19 protein-coding genes are annotated in these 23,206 nt (G+C 57.6%); 2 read left to right on the forward strand and 17 right to left on the reverse strand.

Annotated features, from left to right (window positions below; translation table 11 throughout):
• Nucleotides 1–40: 40 nt before the first annotated feature.
• From AC3WOG_RS32015 to AC3WOG_RS32050, 8 genes are all read right to left on the reverse strand, one after another.
• Nucleotides 41–1,402, reverse strand: a complete 1,362-nt coding sequence (locus AC3WOG_RS32015) for an MFS transporter (RefSeq protein WP_492581774.1) — start codon at nucleotides 1,400–1,402, stop codon at nucleotides 41–43.
• Between the two features lie 814 nt (nucleotides 1,403–2,216).
• Nucleotides 2,217–3,131 carry an NAD(P)-dependent oxidoreductase gene (locus tag AC3WOG_RS32020; protein ID WP_492581775.1) on the reverse strand — a complete coding sequence of 305 codons (915 nt, stop codon included), beginning with the start codon at nucleotides 3,129–3,131 and terminating at the stop codon, nucleotides 2,217–2,219.
• Nucleotides 3,132–3,157: 26 nt separating this feature from the next.
• Nucleotides 3,158–4,588, reverse strand: a complete 1,431-nt coding sequence (locus tag AC3WOG_RS32025; protein WP_492581776.1) for an aldehyde dehydrogenase family protein — start codon at nucleotides 4,586–4,588, stop codon at nucleotides 3,158–3,160.
• Nucleotides 4,589–5,463: 875 nt separating this feature from the next.
• Nucleotides 5,464–6,108, reverse strand: a complete 645-nt coding sequence (locus AC3WOG_RS32030; protein WP_492581777.1) for an RraA family protein — start codon at nucleotides 6,106–6,108, stop codon at nucleotides 5,464–5,466.
• The gene (locus AC3WOG_RS32035) at nucleotides 6,108–6,770 is read right to left on the reverse strand and encodes an RraA family protein (RefSeq protein ID WP_492582521.1); all 663 of its coding nucleotides are present in this window, start codon (nucleotides 6,768–6,770) and stop codon (nucleotides 6,108–6,110) included. The genes AC3WOG_RS32030 and AC3WOG_RS32035 overlap by 1 nt, the downstream gene beginning before the upstream one ends.
• A gap of 11 nt (nucleotides 6,771–6,781) precedes the next feature.
• On the reverse strand, nucleotides 6,782–7,453 hold the full coding sequence (locus tag AC3WOG_RS32040; protein WP_492581778.1) for an RraA family protein: 672 nt from the start codon (nucleotides 7,451–7,453) through the stop codon (nucleotides 6,782–6,784).
• Nucleotides 7,454–7,857: 404 nt separating this feature from the next.
• Complete coding sequence (locus AC3WOG_RS32045; protein ID WP_492581779.1) at nucleotides 7,858–8,316, reverse strand: aconitase X swivel domain-containing protein; 459 nt, start codon at nucleotides 8,314–8,316, stop codon at nucleotides 7,858–7,860.
• Nucleotides 8,317–8,321: 5 nt separating this feature from the next.
• Nucleotides 8,322–9,563 (reverse strand): aconitase X, encoded by a 1,242-nt coding sequence (locus tag AC3WOG_RS32050; RefSeq protein ID WP_154566407.1) that lies wholly within the window; start codon nucleotides 9,561–9,563, stop codon nucleotides 8,322–8,324.
• Between the two features lie 309 nt (nucleotides 9,564–9,872).
• Between AC3WOG_RS32050 and AC3WOG_RS32055 the strand changes: the two genes are divergently transcribed.
• Nucleotides 9,873–10,772, forward strand: a complete 900-nt coding sequence (locus tag AC3WOG_RS32055) for a LysR family transcriptional regulator (protein WP_492582522.1) — start codon at nucleotides 9,873–9,875, stop codon at nucleotides 10,770–10,772.
• 258 nt (nucleotides 10,773–11,030) lie between these two features.
• Here AC3WOG_RS32055 and AC3WOG_RS32060 read toward each other — a convergent pair whose 3' ends face one another.
• Nucleotides 11,031–12,245: a pyridoxal phosphate-dependent aminotransferase gene (locus AC3WOG_RS32060; RefSeq protein WP_492581780.1), complete on the reverse strand. Its 1,215-nt coding sequence runs from the start codon at nucleotides 12,243–12,245 to the stop codon at nucleotides 11,031–11,033.
• 745 nt (nucleotides 12,246–12,990) lie between these two features.
• Here AC3WOG_RS32060 and AC3WOG_RS32065 point away from each other — a divergent pair.
• Complete coding sequence (locus AC3WOG_RS32065; RefSeq protein WP_492581781.1) at nucleotides 12,991–13,464, forward strand: Lrp/AsnC family transcriptional regulator; 474 nt, start codon at nucleotides 12,991–12,993, stop codon at nucleotides 13,462–13,464.
• A gap of 225 nt (nucleotides 13,465–13,689) precedes the next feature.
• On the opposite strand, the gene AC3WOG_RS32070 is transcribed toward AC3WOG_RS32065, so the two are convergent.
• The 8 genes from AC3WOG_RS32070 to AC3WOG_RS32105 all read right to left on the reverse strand — a co-directional run bounded on the left by AC3WOG_RS32070 (nucleotide 13,690) and on the right by AC3WOG_RS32105 (nucleotide 22,964).
• Nucleotides 13,690–14,406, reverse strand: a complete 717-nt coding sequence (locus tag AC3WOG_RS32070; protein ID WP_492581782.1) for an ABC transporter ATP-binding protein — start codon at nucleotides 14,404–14,406, stop codon at nucleotides 13,690–13,692.
• On the reverse strand, nucleotides 14,406–15,179 hold the full coding sequence (locus tag AC3WOG_RS32075; protein ID WP_492581783.1) for an ABC transporter ATP-binding protein: 774 nt from the start codon (nucleotides 15,177–15,179) through the stop codon (nucleotides 14,406–14,408). The genes AC3WOG_RS32070 and AC3WOG_RS32075 overlap by 1 nt, the downstream gene beginning before the upstream one ends.
• Nucleotides 15,180–15,196: 17 nt before the next feature.
• Nucleotides 15,197–16,366 carry an ABC transporter permease subunit gene (locus tag AC3WOG_RS32080; RefSeq protein WP_492581784.1) on the reverse strand — a complete coding sequence of 390 codons (1,170 nt, stop codon included), beginning with the start codon at nucleotides 16,364–16,366 and terminating at the stop codon, nucleotides 15,197–15,199.
• A 13-nt stretch (nucleotides 16,367–16,379) separates the two neighbouring features.
• Nucleotides 16,380–17,330 carry a branched-chain amino acid ABC transporter permease gene (locus AC3WOG_RS32085; protein ID WP_492581785.1) on the reverse strand — a complete coding sequence of 317 codons (951 nt, stop codon included), beginning with the start codon at nucleotides 17,328–17,330 and terminating at the stop codon, nucleotides 16,380–16,382.
• A gap of 699 nt (nucleotides 17,331–18,029) precedes the next feature.
• The gene (locus AC3WOG_RS32090) at nucleotides 18,030–19,193 is read right to left on the reverse strand and encodes a branched-chain amino acid ABC transporter substrate-binding protein (RefSeq protein WP_414693526.1); all 1,164 of its coding nucleotides are present in this window, start codon (nucleotides 19,191–19,193) and stop codon (nucleotides 18,030–18,032) included.
• 402 nt (nucleotides 19,194–19,595) lie between these two features.
• The gene (locus AC3WOG_RS32095) at nucleotides 19,596–20,618 is read right to left on the reverse strand and encodes an Ldh family oxidoreductase (protein WP_492581786.1); all 1,023 of its coding nucleotides are present in this window, start codon (nucleotides 20,616–20,618) and stop codon (nucleotides 19,596–19,598) included.
• Between the two features lie 181 nt (nucleotides 20,619–20,799).
• On the reverse strand, nucleotides 20,800–21,807 hold the full coding sequence (gene lhpH, locus AC3WOG_RS32100) for a trans-3-hydroxy-L-proline dehydratase (RefSeq protein WP_492581787.1): 1,008 nt from the start codon (nucleotides 21,805–21,807) through the stop codon (nucleotides 20,800–20,802).
• A gap of 29 nt (nucleotides 21,808–21,836) precedes the next feature.
• The gene (locus tag AC3WOG_RS32105; protein ID WP_492581788.1) at nucleotides 21,837–22,964 is read right to left on the reverse strand and encodes a branched-chain amino acid ABC transporter substrate-binding protein; all 1,128 of its coding nucleotides are present in this window, start codon (nucleotides 22,962–22,964) and stop codon (nucleotides 21,837–21,839) included.
• Nucleotides 22,965–23,206: the final 242 nt, after the last annotated feature.

The following is a 23,206-nucleotide window of genomic DNA, read 5'->3' on the forward strand; positions in this document are numbered from 1 at the left end:
GTTGTGGAAACAATACACATCGTATTCATTCTTAATATCTCTATCGGTTGGTTGATTGAAATTCGGCTTTGGCTTTTTGCTTCTGACTCAACGCTGAGGTATGTCGCGCGTCGCGCATGAGCAGAGAGATGGAAATAACGGAAATCAGGCCACCCACGCACATATAGGTGGATACCAGCCAAGGCTTTCCGTTTTGTACTTGGACGAGATATGCCGCAATGAAGGGAGTCGGGCCTGCAACGAAAATTGAATTGAATTCTCGTGTCACAGCAATGCCGGTGAAGCGAAGCTCAGTAGGGAACAGGTTCGATAGAAAGGCGCCTTGACCTGCGATGATCGGTCCATAGACAAAGAAGGCACAAAGTGCCATCGCCGAAGTGATGATAAGCAGATTGGCACTTTGCATCGCGATAAAAAGCGGAAATCCTGCCACCACTAGCATGAATGCACCGATGCGATACGAATTGCCAGCCCCGATATGGTCAGCGATATTGCCCATGATCGGAGCTGAGGCAAATCCAACCAATGTCGTTACGGCCATGGCAACCAAAGAGTCCGCTCTTGAAATTCCCAAGCGTGTTGTCATGTAAGACATGGAGAAGGCCACCAGAACGTAGAAGACAACATTGAGGGCTGTTCCAGAAAGCATGCCTAGTACTATAGTCCGCGGCTTGGACTTCACCAGCTCAAATAACGGCACTCGACTCTTTGCGTTTCTCTCTATTGCAGCCTGATGTGCACGCGAAAACTCAGGAGATTCTTCGATTCGATGCCTGATGAACAGTGCTACCAAAAATAATATGGCCGAAAGTAAGAACGGGACTCGCCAGCCCCACGAAAGCAGAGTCTGTTCTGGCATAGAAGCCACAGCAAGGAATGCTAGAGTAGACAGCAGTGCACCACCAGACGCCGCACCGTTTGGAATGGCTGTGACAAATGCGCGACGGCTTGGTGGCGCGTATTCAGCAACCAATGTCATCGCACCGGCCAACTCCGCACCCGCGCCAGCGCCTTGCAACATTCGAAGGATTACTAATAGTACAATTGCCCAATGACCAGCCCGCTCGAATGTGGGCAACAATCCCATCAACGTTGTTGCCAAACCCATGAGTATGAGCGTCGCGACTAGGACTGGCTTACGCCCGTAACGATCCCCAAAGTTCGCAATCAGAAGTCCACCTACCGGTCGAGCAAAGAAGCCGACTGCAAAGGTGGCGAATGCGGCCAGTGTTGCCGTTTCCGGATCACTGCTCGGGAAAAACAGCTTCGGCAATATCAACGCCGACGCAGCACCGTACAAACCGTAGTCGTACCACTCAATCAACGTGCCGACGATACCTGCTCCCAGCGCTCGACGTGCCATTGGGCTGAGTTTTTCCCTCTTATCTGCTCGGGTGCTCATGCCGCATCTCCCTTCGCATCCATAGGAAGCACGCGCGAACTGATGTGGACTTGGGTGCCTCGAGTGAGGCTCTGGGCGCAATCGAGCGGCCGCAGTCTGTTCGGTGCAGTCATGTGCTGTCTCCATTTTTTGGGCACTGAAGGTGCTCTAGTAAAAAGAATCGTGGGGACTTCTAACCCGCATCGCACTCTCAACCTATTCGTTATTTGACTAGAGTTTTGTCTACCTGTACACACGAAACACTGGCGCAAAATGGGATGCGTTCATCTATACGGATTTTGGACGTTCATTCAGCCAGCTTTTGTCACCGCCGAAGCCACGCCCCACGCCGGGCCCGATAAGCCGGGCGGAAGCCGCGCGGCGATGAATCGTGCTGACCGGCGTTCTGTTCGAGCTGCTGTCCGGCATTCCCTGAGAGATGCATCCTCGCAGGACATGCGTTGCTGCTCGGGCGTGAGTTACTGGCCAGACCCTTCCTCTCGTTCTGGCAATCCCGCACATTCGCGGCGAGCGTGGATGGCCGCTGTCGCAGCTCGTCGCCGTGCAGGCTCGTCACGGACTACGACCACGACAAATATCGCAGGCCACTGCATGCTGACGCCAGCATCACGCAGGCCCCCCGTCCTGGTGAGTCCCACGGCGAGGCCGCGGCAGAATCCGGCGGGCTTTCGAGCGCACCTTTGTTCGGCTGCACAACTTTAGGCGCTTGCGTGCCCGATTCGAACGCCTCGCGGCCATACACGAGGCGCTCATGAAAACCGCCGCTTGCGTTAACTGCTTGCGGTAATTTCAAAATTCGTTGGGTCAGTACTTCTTAGTCGATTTTCCAACCCTCCGGAACCCGGGCTCTAGGGATCTTTGCCAGATCGCAGATGGCATCGGCGATACCAGTGAAGTCGATGCGACCATACTCGCTGGCACGCGCCAGACTGAATGATTCGAAGACCGCGGCCGCCAGGGGCATCGGCACCTTCAAGGCGTGCGCGGCACCAAGAACCAGTGACATGTCCTTGTGCGCTAGGTCGATGGTGAAACCCGGCGTCGTATCATTCACCAACACCTTGTTCGGAAAGTTCATGCGCAGTTGCCCGTTACTCGCGGAGGTGCCGAAGAGTACTTGCAGTGTCTTCGCGATGTCCAGGCCGAAGCGCTGGGACAGCGCCAGCGCCTCACCGTTCATCTGACACAGTGCAACCACCATATAGTTGTTAACCAGCTTTGTGCGGCCGCCGGCCCCGACCTCACCGCAGTGGTAGACGGTCGTTCCCATCGCGTACAGCAGCGGTTCGATGCGTTTGAAATCCTCATCGCTCGCCCCAACCATAAACAGCGACTCGCCGCGGTCAGCGTGCTGGGCGAGCCGGCCGACCGGCGCGTCCACGACAGACAGGCCACGTTGTTGTGCCGCCACGTGGAGGCGTTCAGTCGCAAGCGGATCGATGGTGCTCATGTCCAGAAGAATCCCGCCCGGCCTTGCGTTGTGAAAGATTCCCTCTGGACTCAGCGCCACCTGCTCAACCTCCACGGAACTCGGTAGCATGGTGATGACGATCCCGCATTCCTTCGCGATCTCGGCCAAGTTGACCGCCTTTCGTGCGCCCAGTGACACCAGCTCGTCGACGGCAGCGGCGTTCACGTCATGCACCACCAGCTCGTACCCTTTCTTGCTGAGATTAGAGGCCATGGGCTTGCCCATGCGACCCAGGCCGATGAATCCGATCTTGTCCATTTGAGTATGTCTCCTTTGATTGACGATTACTGACCGACGTAGGCAGTCTTTACGCGAGTGTAGAAGTCGGCAGCATAGCTACCTTGCTCGCACGGCCCGTAGCCCGAAGACTTGGCGCCACTCAACGGAACGTGATAGTCAAGCCCAGCCGTCGGGAGGTTGACCATTGCCAGCCCACTTTTGATATTCATGCGGAAATGCGTGGCGTACTTGTGCGACGTCGTGCAGATGCCCGCCGACAGTCCGAACGCCGTGTCGTTCGCAGTATGCAGCGCCTCGTCGTAGTCCTTGACACGAATTACCGCTGCAAATGGGCCGAAGACCTCCTCGCGGTTGATCTGCATGTCGTTGCGGGTTGCCGTGAACAATGCGGGCTGCATGTAGAAACCAGGCGTCTCGCGTTCGATCAACTGGCCGCCTTCCACCAACTCCGCGCCTTCGCGCTTTCCGGCTTCGATGTAGCGTTGCACCATATCAAGTTGGCGCTGGTTGATCAGGGGCCCGATTTGCGTGTCGTGATTCATGGCATGGCCAATCTTCAAGGACCGCATGCGCGCCCGTAGCGCCTCGACGAACCGGTCGTGCACGCCCTCCGCGATGATGAGCCGGCTGGACGCGGTGCAACGCTGCCCAGCGGAGAAGTAGGCGCCGTTCAATGCGCACTCTACGGCCGCGGGGAGATCCGCGTCGTCAAGCACCACGAGCGGGTTCTTACCACCCAATTCCAGTTGAACGCGAACCATATTCTCCACGGCGGCACGCGCGAGCAGGTGTCCTGTCGGCACGCTTCCCGTAAAGCTCAGCGCGTCAATGCCATCCATCAGGGCGGCTCCAGTGACAGGACCGGCACCGTTGACCAGATTCGCTACGCCGGCCGGCAGCCCGTTTCGCTCCATTACGCGGAACAGCTCAGCGGCAATGCCGGGAGTTTCCTCCGACGGCTTCAGCACCACCGTGTTGCCGAATGCCAGCGCCGGCGCGATCTTCCAGGCGGCGATGGCGATCGGAAAGTTCCATGGAGTGATCAATCCGATGACGCCAACCGGTTCCCGGCTGGTCTGGACCCCGATATCCGGGCGCGTGGATGGCAAGTTCTCGCCACCATAGCGCAGCGCCTCGCCAGCGAAGAAGTGGAAAACATGGCTCGCACGCATTACCTCGCCGATGCCGTCAGCTCGCGTCTTGCCGCCCTCGCGGGAGACCAGTTCACCGATCTCTTCCCGTCGCGTTGCCAGCTCGATCCCTACTCTCCGCAGAAAATCGCTACGGGTCTGAATCGTCTGCGCTGCCCAGCCTGGTTGCGCGGCACGCGCTGCTGCGATGGCCTGCCGCACCTGTCCGGCGTCCGCTTGTGCAAAAGTCCCAACGCAATCGCGAACGTCCGACGGATTCAGGCTATTGAAGGTCGCATCGCCACCGACCCATTCGCCCCCAATCAAATTTCCTTGAACAGCCATGTTCCATGTCTCCTGTAGGCGTAACGAAATCCCGGTTTGGCGCCCTGTGCGCCATGGGTTTCGATAAGTCATTCTAAATATGCGTGGGTCTGACGGTCGAATGACATTTTCCGATCCGTCTATCGCGGAATAGCATGAGGACGCGGTTTAGGGATCGCATGAAAGCATCCACTCACGCAGCGACCGGTAGGCTCGCTTCTCACGTTCGACAAATCAATCCTCTCGCGGGCCGTACCCCTACGCGAAGCCGGCTCCCGTCGCCTAGCCCGCCACGTGCGGATCACCTTGATTCTTTGGCTGTTGCTGCTCAGCAAGTACTCGTCCATCACCAGAACCCGTCACAACTGTGGGTCGGCACGGCGCATCAAGCGTTGAGATGCCAGATTCAGGTCGTGGGAAATCTCTAGATGGTCTGCAGCCCTCGGAAAGAGGTCTGTATTCGCAGATAGCCGAGCCAGGCCAGAATTGATCTGATCTAGGGCGAGAAAAGCCTCGGCATCTCACAAGACCGGGACAGCTGCCAGGGATTTGTTGTCAACAAGAAACTGGATGCAGTGATGCGTCGCCACCTTACCTTGACCTCGCTGGTGATGCTGTCAAAATTCACCGTGTGGATCGATCGCCGTCGTATGCGCTGACAGTGAATTCTCCGCACTCTCGACCATTCGCTGCGAGGTAGAAAGTTGGCGGGAAAAGCGTCAGCCACGTTTGGCGCCCGAGTTCACCACGCTGACTGCAATCTGGCCTGTGTTGCCAACTTACTCGTCCTAGGCTCAACGAGATTGCCGTTATCCCGGCCGCCGAGCCCGCGGCCTCACAATTCACGGCCTCCTACGTCGTGGCAGGAATCCGATCCCGCAAGCAGACTTATGCCGTCAAGTACGTTCTCTCCAGCGCGACAAACCCAGGAGATCAAGGGTCGTGCGGCCCTGGCGCAGTTCGTCCATGATCCGCGCTTCCTTGTCGAAGCGAGCCTGGCCTAGGGCCAGTGTCGCCTCGACATGCGTGGTGGGAATGACGACTACGCCATCATCGTCGGCCACTACCAGGTCGCCAGGGACAACGGGCGTGCCGGTGAAACTCAGTGATTCCCCCACCGACGGAACGCTGGCCTTGATAGTTCCTCGCACGGAGATCCCGCGCGAGAACACCGGGAAATGGCGCGCGGTCAGCGCCGCGATGTCACGCACACCGCCATCGATTACCAGGGCAGCAATGCCCGCCGCCTCGGCGGCGACCGTGAGCACTTCGCCCCAATAGCCAGCAACGAAGCCGTGGGTGGACACTACCAGGATGCTTCCGCGCGGCGCCTTCTCCATAGCGATATGGATGGCCAGGTTATCGCCCGGAGCACATTCCACGGGGTAGGCGGGGCCCGCCACGGAGGCGCCCGGCCAGATGGTACGAACGAGGGGATCGACAGCGCTGGTCGGCAGGCCTGAAGCCTCGTAGAGCGTGGACGAGCCCAATTTGCGAGCGAGTTCAAGGGTGGCGACGCTGAAGGTGTGGAGTGCGCACATTATGCTTTCCTTTGCAACGTGTGGTAGCCCAGCGCCTTGCGCGCCTGCCCCAGGGTCTTACCTTGCGCAATCTGCGCACGGATCTCGGCTTCCACTCCTTCGATTTGCTGCGCCACGTCTGCCACTTCGCGGGCGCGATCTCGCGGTACCACCACGACGCCGTTGGCGTCCGCCACTACGATGTCGCGCGCGGTCACACGGGCCGTGCCGATGGAGACCGGCACGCCCACGGCCTCGACCTGTACGCGATCCTTGCCGGTACGCATAAAGCGGCCCTTGGTAAATAGCGGATATCCATCACCCAGCGCCGTGGAGACATCGCGGCACACCCCATCTATGACGGTCGCACGGATGCCGCGCAAGCACGCGTACTGGGTCATGATGTCGCCCCATACCGTGCAGTCAGTTCGGCCGTCGTTGTCGATCACGATGACGTCGCCCTCGGCCACGTCGTCGATAAAGTCACCCACGGAACCGGCCGGTGTGGTGGCCGAGACGTATTTGACGGTGAATGCGGTACCAACGATGGTGCCCTTGTAGTTGTCGAGCGGAGCGATGCCCATGCATTGGCCGGGCAGACCCAACTTGTCCATAGCATCGGATACTCCGGGCGTATCCAGCCCCTCGAACAGGGCGACCAGTTCCTGGTCTTCTGCGCTAATAGCGGATGTGTTCACTTCGCGTCTCCTTGATTGATGGCTTCGAACTCCTTGTCGTGCATGACTTCGGCGACCGAGCGGCCTGCGCGCACGGCGGCGACCATGCCGTCCTGGCGGCGTGCGATGCGTTCGCCGAGTTCGAGCACCTCCTCGATACGTGCAGCTGCCACGAACACTGCGCCGCAGCGGTCGGCGATCACATAGTCGTCCTGGTGCACCGTCGCGCCCCTGACCCGCACCGGTTCGCCCGAGCCAGTCTGGATCACGCGATTGCGCGCACTGATCATGGTGACGCCGCGTCCATAGACGGGATAGTCGATCGACTCGCTGCCCTCGATGTCGCGGCTGTACCCGTCTATAACGGAACCTCTGATCTTCTTGGCGCATGCTGCATTAGCCAGAATGTCCCCCCAGCACGAGATGCCATCTACGCCGCCAGCGATCACCAGCACCCGGTCGTCGCTGGTGACGGCATCGATCACCGGCGAAATGAGATGCACCGTGGGCTTCGCATCGGTTTTGGGACCGAGCTGGATGGTGCTGGCGCGGCCCACAATCTTCGGGCAGTCCCATAGCGGCCGCAGGCCATGCGTGGCGCCCGGGAGGCCGAGGAAATCAAGTGCGTCTGAGACGGTGTTGGTGTCGAGCGCGGCAAGGCGCCCGAGCAAAGAAGGCTGGCCATTCACGTTAATCTCCTAACAAATTCGACAAACTCTCGTTTCCCGTTAATGATTTGCAAATTTCTAATTGCTTATCTCGCTTTTCAACTTAGCCATCTGCGGCCGCTTCATTGCCAGAGCTTGATCACTGCGAGCCGATCGCCTGGCAGCGCGCGCTTGCTTTTCTCCTCGAGCGTCATATCCACGCACCGGTAAAAGCTTATCTGCCAGTTCGCTCTCGTTCGTCGACGAATGCCAATACCTCCACCAAGGACGAAATCACCGCAGGATCTGCCCGCGTATCAGATCGAGACTGGCGAGATTTCTCGAAAATCAATGGCTCGCATGGAATACGAAGCTCACTGCCGAGCAGGCGGCGAGAGCGACGTGAAAGAGGCGACGTCGGATCACCGCCAACGAATCTGCAGTTGCTATACGGCCGGAACAGGAAGTACGGCTTCTTGCAGCGGCTGTTTAGGGGTCACCAAAACGATGCCCGCATCCGCATCCATCTCGATAAAATCGCCGCTGGAAATTGCAAGCGTCGGATCCTGGTTCAGGCCAGCGATGACCGGGATATTTCCGATAATCGCTCCGATCGTGGTGATGGGCTCTGGATGCGCCTGGATAAAGGCCGCTGGGGCGGTCCCGCGCGATACCATGTCGTAAATCTTGTACGATCCACCCGTAGACCCTTTCCCCGTGAGGAACACCAGGACTTTCCCGGCAATATTGACACCCTCCAGTTCGTGCCCGGGCTCGGTGACGAACCCGGTGAAATTATCGACGCCCCCATTAAAACTAATGGCTTCCTTGGTAACGACGGCCTCGCCGCTGGCCTTACCCGTGACGATTTTGCGCCCCTTCAGGACAAGTTGATTTGCCGTCATGTTGATCAGCTCCAGACACCATTGATTGCTGCTTTCATCACTCGATCCAGATTCCCATAGTGGGTAGGGAGTCCAAATTGACCGGGAGCATAAAATGCCATCTTCGCCGAGTTGGTGGTCAGCGTTCTATATCCCTTCTTTGGAGCGATGACCCGGCTGCGGGCCAGGAACGGACAGGTCTCTCGCACGACAATGCCACCAGCGTCCTCAATGGTCCGGATATAGCCCATGCGCTCAGCCATGGCATACATCGCGCCGGCCGTCGTGACCCATAGGGAGACGTCCCGATGGACCTTCCTGCCCTGCAAGGCGTCAGCGACTTCGCGGATCTCCTGCACCGAAGCATTCGGGCAGCCGACAAGAATCCAGTCCACATGGCTGGAGGACTCCTTGTTCAGCGCAGCCTCTGCCTGTTCCTTCTCTGACTGACCGAAAAGGAGAATCTTCTCCGGCTCGCGTCCACCAAACGCCTCGCCTAGCGTAGGAGCCTCGGGCGTCACCCCAACAGCATGGAACATACTCACAGCGCCGGAAGCCGCCAAGGCAGCGCTCAGGGCTTTCAGTTGTTCTAAGGTCGGATCCGTAGGAATGCCTGTAAATACCGGCGTATCCTGTCCCGCGATCTTGCCGGCGAAATATCCGAGCGTTCCATAGTCAGTCATGTCATTGAGAGGCGTCTCCACCTTGATCAGGAATTTGCCGTAGCGGTTTTCCTTCAGATGGAAACCATACTCAGGGGTGCGGCCGGTGAGGGCCGAGGCAAGTCCGCTAGGCCCCCCCTCTCGATTGGTCCTGGCGCCGCAAACAGAGTTGGCAAACACGACGGCTGACGACTCCCCCCAAGCCATGTGCTCGCCAAACCGCGGGGTGTTTCCCACCAAGTAAGGGATGCAGGTATTGCACGTGTTAGCCCCCATCCCCGCATAGGCGTCGGTCAGCCGGGTCTGCAGGACGCTGTCCGATTCGGGAATGCCGATGTCCTGCCACTGAGTGGGATCGACAGCGGTCGGATTGGTAGTGACTCGGGTGACGAACGTGCCGCCTTGCTTTCGGATATCTTCAACGAACTTCGTGCCGGCTTCCTCGGCGACCACCACCGAAGAACCCGCCATATGGACGTTGTTGACCGGAACAAGCCTTGCGGCACTGAAGCTCTCGCCCAATGCCACCAGAATCTCCATGGCTTTTTTCACTGCAGGACCCCTGTCCCCGACCAACATCCGGGATTCTTCTTCAGTCAGCAACATACATAAATCTCCATGAAAGAGGCCCGAGCAGCCTTGCGGCTATACCGGGCAGGGAAGGCTGGAGCTCCCGGGAGTGAGTCAACAAAGTGCCGCCCCAGGCGCCACCGCAACAGATCAACGAAAACTCGGCGGCAGCGGGTGATAAGCGAGAAGCTGTGCGGCAGCACTTATCGCGTTCTATGTCGCCGTCGGGAGTCGACAGTGAATTGCAGCTATTCTGGTACTCGACCTTGATCAAAAAAAGCGACAAAATACGATCGATATACATTCCGTGACGCGATACATGAGGGTTCGGAGGGATTGGCCGTGATGACGTTCAAGCAACTGGAGACAATCTTTTGGGTCGTGCAACTAGGCGGGTTCGCGCACGCCGCGAACAAGATGCATACCACGCAGTCGGCGGTATCCAAGCGGGTGCAAGAGCTGGAAGCGCTGTTCGAGACGCCCTTGTTCGATCGCTCGTTACGCTCAGCGCGGTTGACGGAAAAGGGCGAGGAGATGTTCTTGCTCGCCAAGCGGCTGCTCGAGCAGCGGGATGCAGCGGTCGAACAGTTCCAGCGCCCGGAGGTCATGGAGCGTCACGTCAGGATTGGGGTCACCGAACTCACGGCCATGACCTGGCTACCGCGTCTGGTAAGCGCGATCCAGGCCAAATATCCCCGGGTGATTATTGAGCCGTACGTCGAAGTCAGCGTCATGCTTCGCGACAAGCTCCTTGCCGACGAGATTGACCTCATGATCGTTCCCGATGTGTTCAACGAACAGCGGTTCTTGTCGAAACGCGTTGGCGTGGTCGAGAATGTCTGGATGTGCAAACCCGGCCTTGTCGGCCAGCCACATCGGCTTCGCATGCACGAGCTTGCAGCGCACCGGTTGCTGACTCAGGATGGCCGCTCGGGAACAGGTCAGCTCTATAACCGTTGGCTCCGCTCAATCGGCGTGAACCATGAGAACACCCTGTTCAGCAACAGCGTGGTTGCCATCATCGGACTCACGGTCTCGGGCATGGGAATCAGCTATTTGCCCAAGAAGTGCCTCGCACCAATGGTCGATTCTGGGGCGCTGCAGGAACTCACGGTGATCCCTGCCCTGCCGCTGGCAACGTATGCCGCCATCTGGAAAAGCGACCGAAAAAGCACACTAATATCGTCCATTGCTACGCTGGCCCAGGAGAAATGTGACTTCAGGCGGATGTTCCAGACTGGGTGAACAATCGTCGAAGCAAGACAAAGACGGCTCCGTCACATTATATTAGGTATCCTTGATTTTTATTAAACTTCGAGTTCGTACCTGAGAATACCGGATTGCACTTAGAAAATGACAATTTCGGCATCAGTCCAGACGACGATAGACCGAAGCGTCATGGCGACGCTCCGGGTGCAAGTCGAAGTGTCGTTAATTCGCTCGCCTGTAGAGGCGCACTATTCGCTTCTGACCTTCCAGTGATCGAATTGACCTCACCGTCATTCACACAATGCGATTGTGCTCAAAGAAGCGAGTGATCCGAGATAACCCCTCCCTCAGTTTAACTCCTGATACGGCATGGCACCATCTTAGCCAGCCTCTCCCTTCCGGCCCAAACGCCGCCCCGGGCGCCAGCCCCAGCCCCGAAACATCGATCAAATTCCTCGCCAACGCCGTTGTATCCGATATCCCCGCAATCTTGAAAAATGTATACATGCCCCCGCCTGCCCCCGGCACTTCTATGCCCGGCAATTCGCACAATCCGTCGACGAGGACCTTTCGATTCGAGCGTAAATCGGCACGTAACGACTGAACAGTATCTTCTCCACGCAACAGTGCAGAATGTGCGGCTCTTTGGCTCGCCTCAAGGATACAGCAGGTGTTGTATTCAATAATCTTAGTTAGCGCCTTTACAATCGACGGTGGAGCGACGACCCATCCAACCCGAAAACCCGTCATCAACCAAGACTTGGAGAAACTATTTACCGAGATTATTCGATCTCCATCTTGATATCGATCCAAAAATGATGGGGCATAGAATACTGCTTGATCGTATGCTAGGCGCTGATATACGTCATCCGAAACAATCCAAATACCATGTTTCCGACAATGCGCCAAAATCTCGTCGACATCGCGCTCCGTCATCATCCATCCGGTTGGGTTGTTTGGCGAATTTATAAAAAGCACCTTCGTTCCGGCAGTAAGTTCCGAAATCAATTTGTTGACATCGAGCGCCCATGCACCGTTAACGACTGACAGCGGAACTCTCGTGACGTTCGCGCCTAGGATTCTAGGTATCTCGGCTATATTCGGCCAAAGTGGAGTGATAGCCACTACTCTGTCACCGGGCTCTATGATGGTCTGTGCTGTAAGCATCAACCCGGAAATACCGCCGCTTACGACAGCGAGTCGATCTGAATCGATCGTGCACCCATGAAGTTGCGTAAGGTATAACGATAGTGCAGATCGAAGATAGGGCCTACCAAGATTCTGTGGATAGAAGGTCTCGCCGGAGCGCAATGATTCGATAGCAGCATCCCGAATGAAGTCAGGCGTCACCTGATCGGATTCGCCGAACCAAAATGGCAGAATGTCCGAACGATTCATGGCCCCATCCGCCACCTCTCTAATTAGCGAGGTTGGCAGAGAGGAGACGGTATCTCGCGGTTGAATCGGAAAGATATCCTGAAAATTGCTCTTTGATTCCAACGTGTTCATATAACCAACCTTTCCTATTTATGTTCGATCGCAGCAAATCCACAAACAGCTGAAAATTTGTTGCGCATCTATCACTACCTGTCACGCTACTTAGCCTCTGCAAAGGCGCGGAATTGGACTCGTTTTCGCAATGCATGGCGATCACCAAGAGAATACTGAAACGGTCCGGCATTGCTTGCTGTTCTTAGTACCCAAATATTGGCTGGCGTGCAACAAATCTGCTCGTACGACCGGAACAGCGAAACGAATCGTTCAATGCCGACGCTGGATGAGATCGACCAGCAAGTGCTGGCAGCGTTCGAAGGTGATACAAGGCTGTCGACTGCCGAGCTTTTCGCGGGAAGGTAAAAGTCGGGCCATCCCCCTGCTGGCCCCTAATCAAGCATCTTGAATGATCACGAACCGCCGATCTGCGGTAACTCCCCATGTTCGAAACGGTCGGAGCACCATGCCGCTCGATCGCCCTGGTCGGAGGCGAACGGTATGTTACCTATGCCGGAATCTAGTTGACTGCATGACCCGGCTGGCGCGTAGCCTGTGCATCCCAGAACTTCCTCCCGCCCCCTCCCGGTGTGACACAGCCATTACATCGGCATGTACCGCCCCTGCCCTGTCCGGTGCTGCATCTGGTTCAGGCTGCATTGGTTGGTACGCTACCCGGAATAAGTTGGTATTGCTTGCTGAAATTGGCTCCGCAATAATGCCCGACACGCGACAAATCATTTCACATCCATGGAGTTACGAAATGCATCGTCCAGTACCAACATTGGATCGATTAGACAAGCAAATTCTTGCCGCTTTGCAGGCGGATGCGAGGCTCTCCAGTGCTGAACTATCGGAAAAAATCAACCTCAGCACATCTCCGTGCTGGCGCCGGGTAAAGCGGCTGGAGTCGCTCGGCGTAATCACCGGATATCACGCACGTGTCGATCTGAAGCAACTTGGCTATGAGGTGACTGCACTGGTTCTGGTCACATTGGTTCAGAGGAGCATGGAACACATGAGAGCGTTCGAGGCCGCAGTCCGCCCGCTCTCCGAAGTATTAGCCTGCTATAACATCTCGGGACAGTATGACTATCAACTGACAATTGTGACCGAGACGCTGTCTTCATTTGGCGAGTTTGCGCGCCAACACATTAACGGCTGCTCTAGCGTCAAGGAAATGTACACGTCATTCGTCGTGAATGAAGTCAAAGCACCTGTGTGCCCTCCCGCTTAGGAGTTCTTTGAAAAAGAACAACTGATTGTGTATCGGCACAAGGTGAGGATGGCAGTGAACGGCAGAATCAGTGAGAGGTTGTATAGCGTGACTCGATATTGGTACTACCATTAGCGTCCGGCCGGACTCTATGGTGACAGCACCGCCGCGCAGAAGATATCCGGAGCACGGAATCGACCAAAGGTTACGAGATCGAAATCATCTGAAGAACGGTCAGATCAGTGCTTACTCTCCGAGATAAGCCGCCCGCACCTTCGGATCATCCAGCATCTGCTTCGCGTCGCCGGACATCGTGACCAGACCCGAATCCATCACGTAGCCGCGATTCGCCGCCTGCAACGCGAGCCGCGCGTTCTGCTCGACCAGCATCACGGTGATGCCTTCCTTCGAAATCTCACGCACCACTTCGAAGATCTTCTCCACCATGATCGGCGACAGCCCCATCGACGGTTCGTCGAGCAACAGCAGCTTCGGCTTGCTGATGATCGCGCGCGCCATCGCCAGCATCTGCTGCTCGCCGCCCGACAACGTGCCCGCGTACTGCGTCGCCCGTTCCTTCAGGCGCGGGAAAAAGCCGAACATGCGATCGACGTCCGCCTTGATGCCGTCCGTATCGTTACGCAGATAAGCGCCCATCTGCATGTTTTCGACGATCGACATGCGCGCGAAAATACCGCGGCCTTCCGGCACCATCGCCAGTCCGCGCTTGAGCAGCTCGTGCGCGGGCATGCCCTTGATCGACTGGCCCATGTACTCGATGTCGCCTGCCGAGTACGGCTTCAGACCCGTGATCGCCTTCATCGTCGTGGTCTTGCCCGCGCCGTTCGCGCCGATCAGCGTGACCAGTTCGCCCTGTGCGACTTCGAGGTCGATGCCCTTGACTGCCTGAATGCCGCCGTAATTGACCTGCAGGCCCTTGATTTTCAACATTGCCGTAGCCATCAGTGGACCCCCGCACCCAGATAAGCCTCAATCACCTTCGGGTCCTTCTGCACGTCATGCGGCAGACCCTGGGCAATCACCTTGCCGTAATCGAGCACCGTCATCTGGTTGCACAGACCCATCACCAGTTTCACGTCGTGCTCGATCAGCAGGATCGTCTTGCCGTCGCTGCGGATCTTGTCGAGCAGCTTGGTCAGCTCGACCTTTTCCGTTGCGTTCATGCCGGCAGCCGGTTCATCCAGCGCGAGCAGCTTCGGATCCGTTGCCAGTGCGCGGGCGATTTCCAGACGGCGCTGGTGACCGTACGACAGATTGCGCGACGTGTAGTCCGCGTACTGCGCAATGCCGACGTATTCCAGCAGTTCGATCGCGCATTCCTTGATCTCGCGCTCTTCCTTGCGCTCGGCCGGCGTCTGGAACACCGCGCCGATCAGACCATGCTTCGTGCGCACGTGACGCCCCACCATCACGTTTTCCAGTGCGGTCATGCCACCGAACAGGCGGATGTTCTGGAACGTACGCACAATCCCCGCCTTCGCCACCTGATAGACGGCGGTCGGCGTGTACTCCGTGCCGTCGAGCTTGAACTCGCCCGAATCCGGCGTGTACAGACCCGTGATCACGTTGAAGAAGGTCGTCTTGCCGGCGCCGTTCGGGCCGATCAGGCCGTAAATCTGGCCCGACTTGATCTGCAGGCCGACATCGGACAGTGCCTGCAGGCCGCCGAAGCGCTTGTTCACGCCCTTGACGGACAGTCGAATGTTATCGCTCATATTTTTCTCCCTGTCCCTTACGCCCGCACCGGCTTCTTGCCGCTGCGCTTCGCCAGTTTCGCAATCTTGTCTTCGTGCTTCGGCGACGGCCACAGGCCTTCCGAGCGGTACAGCATGATCACGACCATCGCGAGGCCGTACAGCAACTGACGGATCACTTCGGTATCGACGATTTCATGGCCGAAGATCGCGTTCTGCAGCGGGCCCATCGTCGAGCGCAGGAATTCCGGGAACACGGCGAGCAGCACCGCACCGAGAATCACACCCGGGATGTGGCCCATACCGCCCAGCACCACGCACGCCAGCACCACGACCGATTCCCAGAACGTGAACGATTCCGGTGACACGAAGCCCTGGAACGAACCGAACATCGCACCCGACAGGCCGCCGAACGACGCGCCCATCGCGAAGGCCAGCAGCTTTACGTTACGGGTGTTAATGCCCATTGCCTTGGCGGCGATTTCGTCTTCACGAATAGCGGCCCATGCACGGCCGATCCGCGAGTGCTGCAAACGCGTACAGGTCCAGATCACGAACAGCGCGCACAACACGAACAGGTAGTAGTACGAGTACACCGACGGGAACTGCAGGCCGAACAGCGAGTGGGTTTGCGCGAGGCTGAAACCACCGACGTTGACCGGATCGATCCCCGTGATCCCCTTCGGACCATTGGTGATGTTCACCGGACGGTCGAGGTTGTTCATGAAGATCCGCACGATTTCCCCGAAGCCCAGGGTCACGATCGCGAGATAGTCGCCACGCAGACGCAGGGTCGGCGCGCCGAGCAGGACGCCGAAGGTCGCGGCCAGCCCCATCGCGATCGGCACGATGATCCAGATCGGCGTATACAGGCCGCCCGGGAACAGGTGCGCGATCCACTCGAACTGCGAGGTCAGGTGGGGCGAGCTCAGCAGCGCCGCGGTGTACGCGCCGATGGCGTAGAACGCGATATAGCCGAGGTCCAGCAGGCCGGCGAAGCCGACCACCACATTGAGGCCCAGTGCGAGCATCACATACAGCATCGCGAAGTCGAGCACGCGGACCCAGTAGTTGCCGCCGGCGGCACCGATGATCATCGGCGCGGCGATCACGAAGATCGCGGTGATGATGCCGACAGTCAGCGTCTTTGTCAGGTTCTTTTCAGGGATGAGCGTCGTGGACGGCTCGATCGGTTGAATTGAGGTCATGTCTGTCTACTCCTTATGCTCGATCCGCAACACGTTCGCCCAGCAGGCCCGACGGACGGAACACCAGCACGACGATCAGCACGATGAATGCGAACACGTCCTGGTAGTTACTGCCGAACACACCGCCCGTCAGGTTGCCGATGTAGCCGGCGCCCAACTGTTCGATCAGGCCGAGCAGCACGCCGCCCACCATTGCCCCGCCGAGGTTGCCGATCCCGCCCAGCACCGCCGCGGTAAAGGCCTTCAGACCCGGGATGAAGCCCATATAGAAGTGTGCGTTGCCGTATTCGGACGCGATCATCACGCCGGCCAGAGCGGCCAGCGCCGAGCCGATCATGAAGGTCGCCGAAATCACGAAATTCGGGTTCACGCCCATCAGGCTTGCGACACCCGGGTTCTCAGCGATTGCACGCATTGCGCGGCCCAGCCTGGTCTTGTGAACCAGCAACAGCAGACCGCCCATCACGAGGAACGCCACCACGATGATCACGATTTCAGTCATCGAGATCACGGCGCCAGGCGTCGTGTCGGTGGCCTTGATCACGTTGATCGGGTCGGTGGGCAACAGCTGCGGGAACGGCAGCGGGTTGCGCGACCAGATCATCATCGCGAGGGTTTGCAGCAGGATCGACACGCCGATCGCGGTGATCAGCGGGGCGAGACGCGGTGCCTTGCGCAACGGCCGGTAAGCCACGCGCTCGATCGTGTAGCCGACCAGCGAGCAAACCACTGCCGCGATGATCAACGCGATGACGAGCGTCGGCACATTGCCGAGGCCGGGGAAGTGGTTCTGCAGCACGCCTATGGCTGAAAGCGCAACCATCGCGCCCACCATCAACACATCGCCGTGCGCGAAGTTGATGATGCCCAGGATGCCGTAAACCATCGTATAGCCCAGTGCGATGATGGCGTAAACGCTGCCAAGCACCAGCCCGTTGAGGACCTGCTGGATGAAGATATCCATTTAATGCTCCTTAGCCCGTGCAACCGCAGAAGGCTGCAGCCCGCGAGTAAGCGAGGAATCACGTCGTCTCGACGACACTGCGGATACTAGATAAAAACCGGTAAGGTCCGATCGTCCCGGCATGTTCACGGCAGACCCAAAAAATGGACTCGCCGTGCGGGCAGATATTGGAACATCGTTAAATGCCATCGTCGCGTCCTTGTCCGCTGACACGAAATGGTCCCGGCATGCTCTTGTTCCCAAAACCGCGCATCGCACGTGCACCCGCCTAATCGCCGTCGGTGTCGAAACGATCCGCTAGCCGAGACCGCACCCGATCGTCCGCACCGTGCGAGTACGCCGTCCCACTTCGAATGAATTGGAGCGCCTGATCGCGAAAGAGATCAGGCGCAAAACGTCAAATCTTGAAATAACCCCAAAGCCCCATCGATAGAAAGACATGTCACCGACATGCCCTCACAGTTGCATGCCTGATCCTTGGATGCCAAGTCTCGTAGCACGTCAAGTCTCAGTTCACGTGACGCTCGATATCGGCAGCGCAACCAGCTGGTAAGCCCATGAAGAGAAAATTCCGATTCCTGCGGATTCTCCCGCCTACCGCATCAGCTCGGGATATGGAATGGCGAGGAGGCCCGCTCGCGTATTGCACGTTTCCATGCCGAAGCGGTCCTTCCTCAACATCCCCGGGGCGATTGAGATTTACATCCTGACTACCTGAAGCAGATTCTTCTTTCCATTCTTGAATTGGTATAACGAAATACCTGTCTCCTTGAGGTCGCCTTTCGAATCGAACGCGATCCTGCCGATCACGCCGTTATACTGCGTCGCCTGCATGGCGTCGAGGATCCTTGCGGGGTCCGTGGAGTTCGCACGCTTCATCGCGTCGACAACCACATTGACGGCGTCATACGCGAATGGAGCATAGCTCTGAATCGGTTGATTGAACTTCTGTACATATCTTTTCTTGAAGGCTTCGCCGCCGGGCATCATCTCCAGCGGAAGACCGGCCTCAGAGCACACCAGATTCTTCGAAGCGTCTCCGGCCATCTCGCCCATTTTTTCCGTACACAATCCGTCCCCGGAAAGGACCTTTGCGCGCAACCCGAGCTGAGCGGCCTGCCTCACCAACTGAGCTCCCGCAGCGTCACTTCCGCCATACATTATGATGTCCGGATTCTCGCCCTTTATTTTCGTCAGAATTCCTTTGAAATCGACCGTCTTATCAGTGCTGGCGTCGCGTGAAAGCACCTTGATGCCAAGGGCCTGGACATTGTTCGAGAATTGATCTGCTAGCCCCTGGCCATATGCAGTGGCGTCATCTACGATCGCGATGGTCTTCGCATTCATGTTCTTGGCGGCATACGTTGCCAAAGCGGGTGCTTGCTGGGCATCCGTTGCAATCAGACGGTATGTCGTCTTGAATCCCTGCTGTGTGTAAAGCGGATTTGTGGAAGCCGGTGTAATCTGAACAATTCCCGCATCCCGATAGATCCGAGATGCGGGAATCGATGTTCCGGAAGTCTGGTGACCAATCACCGCGACCACCTTATCGTCAACGAGCTTCTGCGCAATCTGGGTTGCCGTTCGGGGATCGGCGGCGTCGTCTTCTTGCTCAAGCCAGAGAACCACCTTATTGCCACCGACTACCAGACCTTTGGCGTTAATTTCGTCCACCGCCAGTTTTGCGCCATTCTCCGAGTCTCGTCCCTGATGCGCCAGGCCCCCGGTGAGCGGAGCAACGGCACCCAACTTCACAATCTGCGTCGTCTCAGCTTTCGCAAAGGACGATGCATCGAATGCGACGGTCAACAATATCAACGCGGTCTTGCTTATAACAAAGCTCTTCATGACGGCATCCCCAATAATTAGTTAGCCATCCTCGTACCGGCTCGACAAGCATCGATGCCCTGCGACTCCGTAGGTTCTTCGGGGCAATCGCACAGGCCGATTTCAGTGTTGTGCAGGATGGTGAGGCACTATAGCCAGCCAATTAGCTCATTTGCTGTCGATTTGAATCCTCGCCGGGTTGCAGATCCAAACGTTCTTGATGGATAACCCCTCAGCGCGAAATAGACGTTTCGTTTCGTACGCCCCCCGGATTCCTCTGATGTTCCGGTTGACTTCATCGCATGTGAGAAAGCCCATCTTCGCGGCCAAACCACATCTGGAATCTCAGATTCCTACGACCCGGGCAGCGGAGACAATGAACATCCGCACCGAACAACGAGTGACGCAGAATCGACCGGTCCGTCAGTCAACTTAGATTCAATGAATTCCGGTGTCTCTGTCCAGCAACGCAAGCATGTCGAACTCCTCTCTGCTGACGTCGATTCCGTCCTCCATCGCACGAGCCCGTGCAATTAACCTTCTGTCGCCTGGAACACGCTGCAGTCCAGCGTCTATCACGGCCTGCATTAGTTCGTCGACGCGGATCTGGAAGTGCGGCAGGCCTGTGCTGCCGGCGGTCGGATCGATCAGGATCAACGTCTGGCCGGTTCGCGGCGTCGCGGCGCCCGGCATCGTTTCCAGCACGCACTCGTACGAGAACTGGCCGCCGACGAGTGCGGCGCACAAAATCTCAATCATCAGCGCGAGCGTCGTCCCCTTGTGACCGCCGAAAGTCAGTAGCGCGCCTCCGTCGATAATATCGGCCGGGTCGGTGGTCTGGAGACCATGCTTGTCGACACCGACGTCGGACGTTAGCGTTCGCCCTTCGTTCATCGCGATGCTGACGTCACCGCGCGCCATGGTCGAGACCGCCTGGTCAAACACGAACGGTGGTGCCGACGCGCGCGGCGCGGCGAACGCCATCGGATTCGTACCAAATACGGCCGACCTGCCGCCATACGGTACGACACCCTTCATCGAATTGAGTACCGCCAGCGCGACGAGGCCAACGTCAGCGAATGGCTCGACGTCGAGCGACAGTGCTCCGAGATGATGGGAATTGCGAATCGCGACGACGACAATGCCATTTCGCTTCGCCTTCTCGATCGCCAGTTTCGCACCCGCATCTAACGCGGACACCGCGAAGCCGTTAGCCGCGTCGATGCGAATGAATCCCGGTGCGACATCGTCGACGATGGGCTCGGCCCTTCCGTCGACCCAGTTCCCGACTAAGCTCGACACATAGCCCGGCATCCGGAAGAGCCCGTGGCTTTTCGCACCATCGCGTTCCGCGGACGCGCAATTCGTAGCGATCAGTCTAGCGACGCGCGTTGAGCAACCGGCTCTCTCAAGGATGTTCTGTAATCGCTCGGCCAAGGATTCGAATTTGACTTGCGCCACCGTGTCACCTATGAAGAAGCTGTCCAGCTCGGTACGAGCCGTACCGATTGTTCGATTAGCTAATCATCGATCGAATAGGCAGCTCGTGACGGCTGCGGAATGGGAAGTTAGTGCGCCGCAAAGTGTGTGGCAGGGTTTTGTCACGTCAACCGGACATCGAGGCCAGGCCGACCGTTGCGGCTTATCGGACGAGGAAGCCGTGTGCAAGCGGGTCCCGCTCGTCGATAATCCAGTTTGCAAAACCACAGATGTGCGCGTAGCCTTCGATTTCGTTGATCACGGCCGGAATATCGCCGACTGCCGTCGCCCGGACGACGCGTCCGCTGAAGGTCGTACCGACGATCGACTCGTTGACGAACGTTTCCCCAAAAGCTAGCTTGCCACGCAGGTAAAGCTGTGCGACCCGCCCCGACGTGCCCGAGCCCGACGGCGACCGATCGACCTCACGGTCTGCGAAGATGATGCAGTTCGCTTGAGTGGAACCGGGATGTCGCGGAGCATTCGCGATTACAGTTCCATAGATGTGGTTGATTTCGGGGATTTCCGGGTGAACTACAGAATAGGCAGCGTTGGCTGCTGCCTTCACTTCGGACCCGAACGCGATCAACTTTTCGACTGCGTCTTCTCGAATCTCCAAACCGAAAGGCGCGCCGTCCAAGTAAAAATAGAACGCCCCGCCATACGCAATGTCGCCTGTCACGATACCAAACGATGGCGTCAGAACCGACACATCTCGCTTCCAGATAAAGGATGGTACGTTCACAAATCGTACCGGCCCGGCTTGCTCGCCATCGTAGCTGACAAAAGCCTCGATGAAGCCGCACGGCGCATCAATGCCCACTCGCGTCTCAGGCACCGTGCGCTCGACCCACCCGAGTTCAACTGCGACAGTTGCTATCGCGATTACCCCGTGTCCGCAGTGATCGCTGTAACCTTCGTTATGCACGAATATGACGCCGAAGTCCGCGCTTGGCGACACCGGCTCGGTCAGGTAGCCTCCGTACATGTCAACGTGACCACGCGGCTCAAACATGAGCGCGCGGCGAATATCGTCGGCATTCTCCTTCATCCACGTGCGGCGCTGCATGATGGTGCTACCTTTCGCCCGTGGCAATCCATTCGTCACGATACGGAAGGGCTCACCGCTGGTATGCACCTCTACGGTCGAAATAGAACGACTGATTTTCATGGACGTGCAACGGAGGCTATTAACGAGATTTAAGGAGCGTACGGAACAGGCGCGCCGTTGCGGATTACGTACACCGTTGTCGGAGCACCTTTCAGTTCGCCGTTGTCGGCAAACGCGTAAGTTCCGGCGATTCCCTTGTAGTTAGTCTTCGCGAGTTGCGCGATCAGCTTCGCTTTATCGGTGGTCGTACCAGCCTTCACCATAGCGTCGGCCAGCAGCTTCACACCGTCGTAGTAGCTGACGCCGTACACCTGCAAATCCGTGTGGTAGGCATCGTGATACCTCTTCACATAGTCGCGTCCTTCCGCAGTCTTGTCCGGGGCAACACCGCCTTGTGCGCAATAAACGATCGAGGCGGCATCGCCTGCAACCTTGCCCATTTCAGCTGTACAGATACTGTCGCCGCCGAGCAGCTTCGCGCGAACGCCGAGCGCCCGCATCTGCTTGGCCATAGGAGCACCCTGAGCATCGTATCCGCCGTAGAAAATCACGTCGGGGTTCTTGGCTTTGATAGTTGTCAGGATCGAGCGGAAGTCAGTTGCCTGGGATGAGGTGAATTCCTGACCGACGATCTGGATTCCACGCGCCTTCGCCGTCTTTTCGAACTCTTCCGCTACCCCTTGACCATATGCTGTGCGGTCATCGACTACCACGGCTGTCTTCGCTTTCAGCGTTTGCGAAGCGAAATCGGCCATCGTGCCGCCAAGCGACGAATCGCTGGCCCCGATACGGAAGATGTTTTTGAAACCCTGCTTTGTCAACGCTGGATTCGAAGCGGTCGGCAGCAGCGGGATGCTTGCGCCGTTATAGATCTGCGAGGCCGGAATCGCTACGCCCGAATTGTAGGGTCCTACAACGGCGATAACACCGCGGTCAACAAGGTTCTGCGCGACTTGGACGCCGATTTTCGGATCTGCTTGGTCATCCACCGCCGCGAGCTTGAACGTGACAGCCTTCCCGCCGATCTTCAGGTTTTCCTTGTTCAGATCTTCAATTGCCAGCCGCGCGCCGTTCTCGACATCCTTTCCGCCGGCTACCTGCGGACCGGTCAGAGGCGCGGAAAGACCAATTGTCACGACCTCTTGTGCGCTTGCTCCAACAGCCGTCATCAACCCCAAAGCTGCGACAGCAATACAAACTCCAGACTGCTTTTTCATTGTCATCTCCGACGATTTCCGCGTACTCACGCGTATAGACCAACACCTAATTTGTCTTCACTTACAACGTGAACTTCGTGCGCAACGTGTCGCCAGCAACTGTTAAAGATGCGCGACGCGTCGTTTTCAGCAGCAGTCATGTCGAATTCGATTTGCCCCCCCTCCATCACCGGGTTGCGATGCCGCCAAGCCGCAAAACCGGACGCTTTGAAGCATCCGATTCATGTAAAATCGTATACTCT

The organism is Paraburkholderia sp. FW306-02-B, assembly GCF_058782725.1.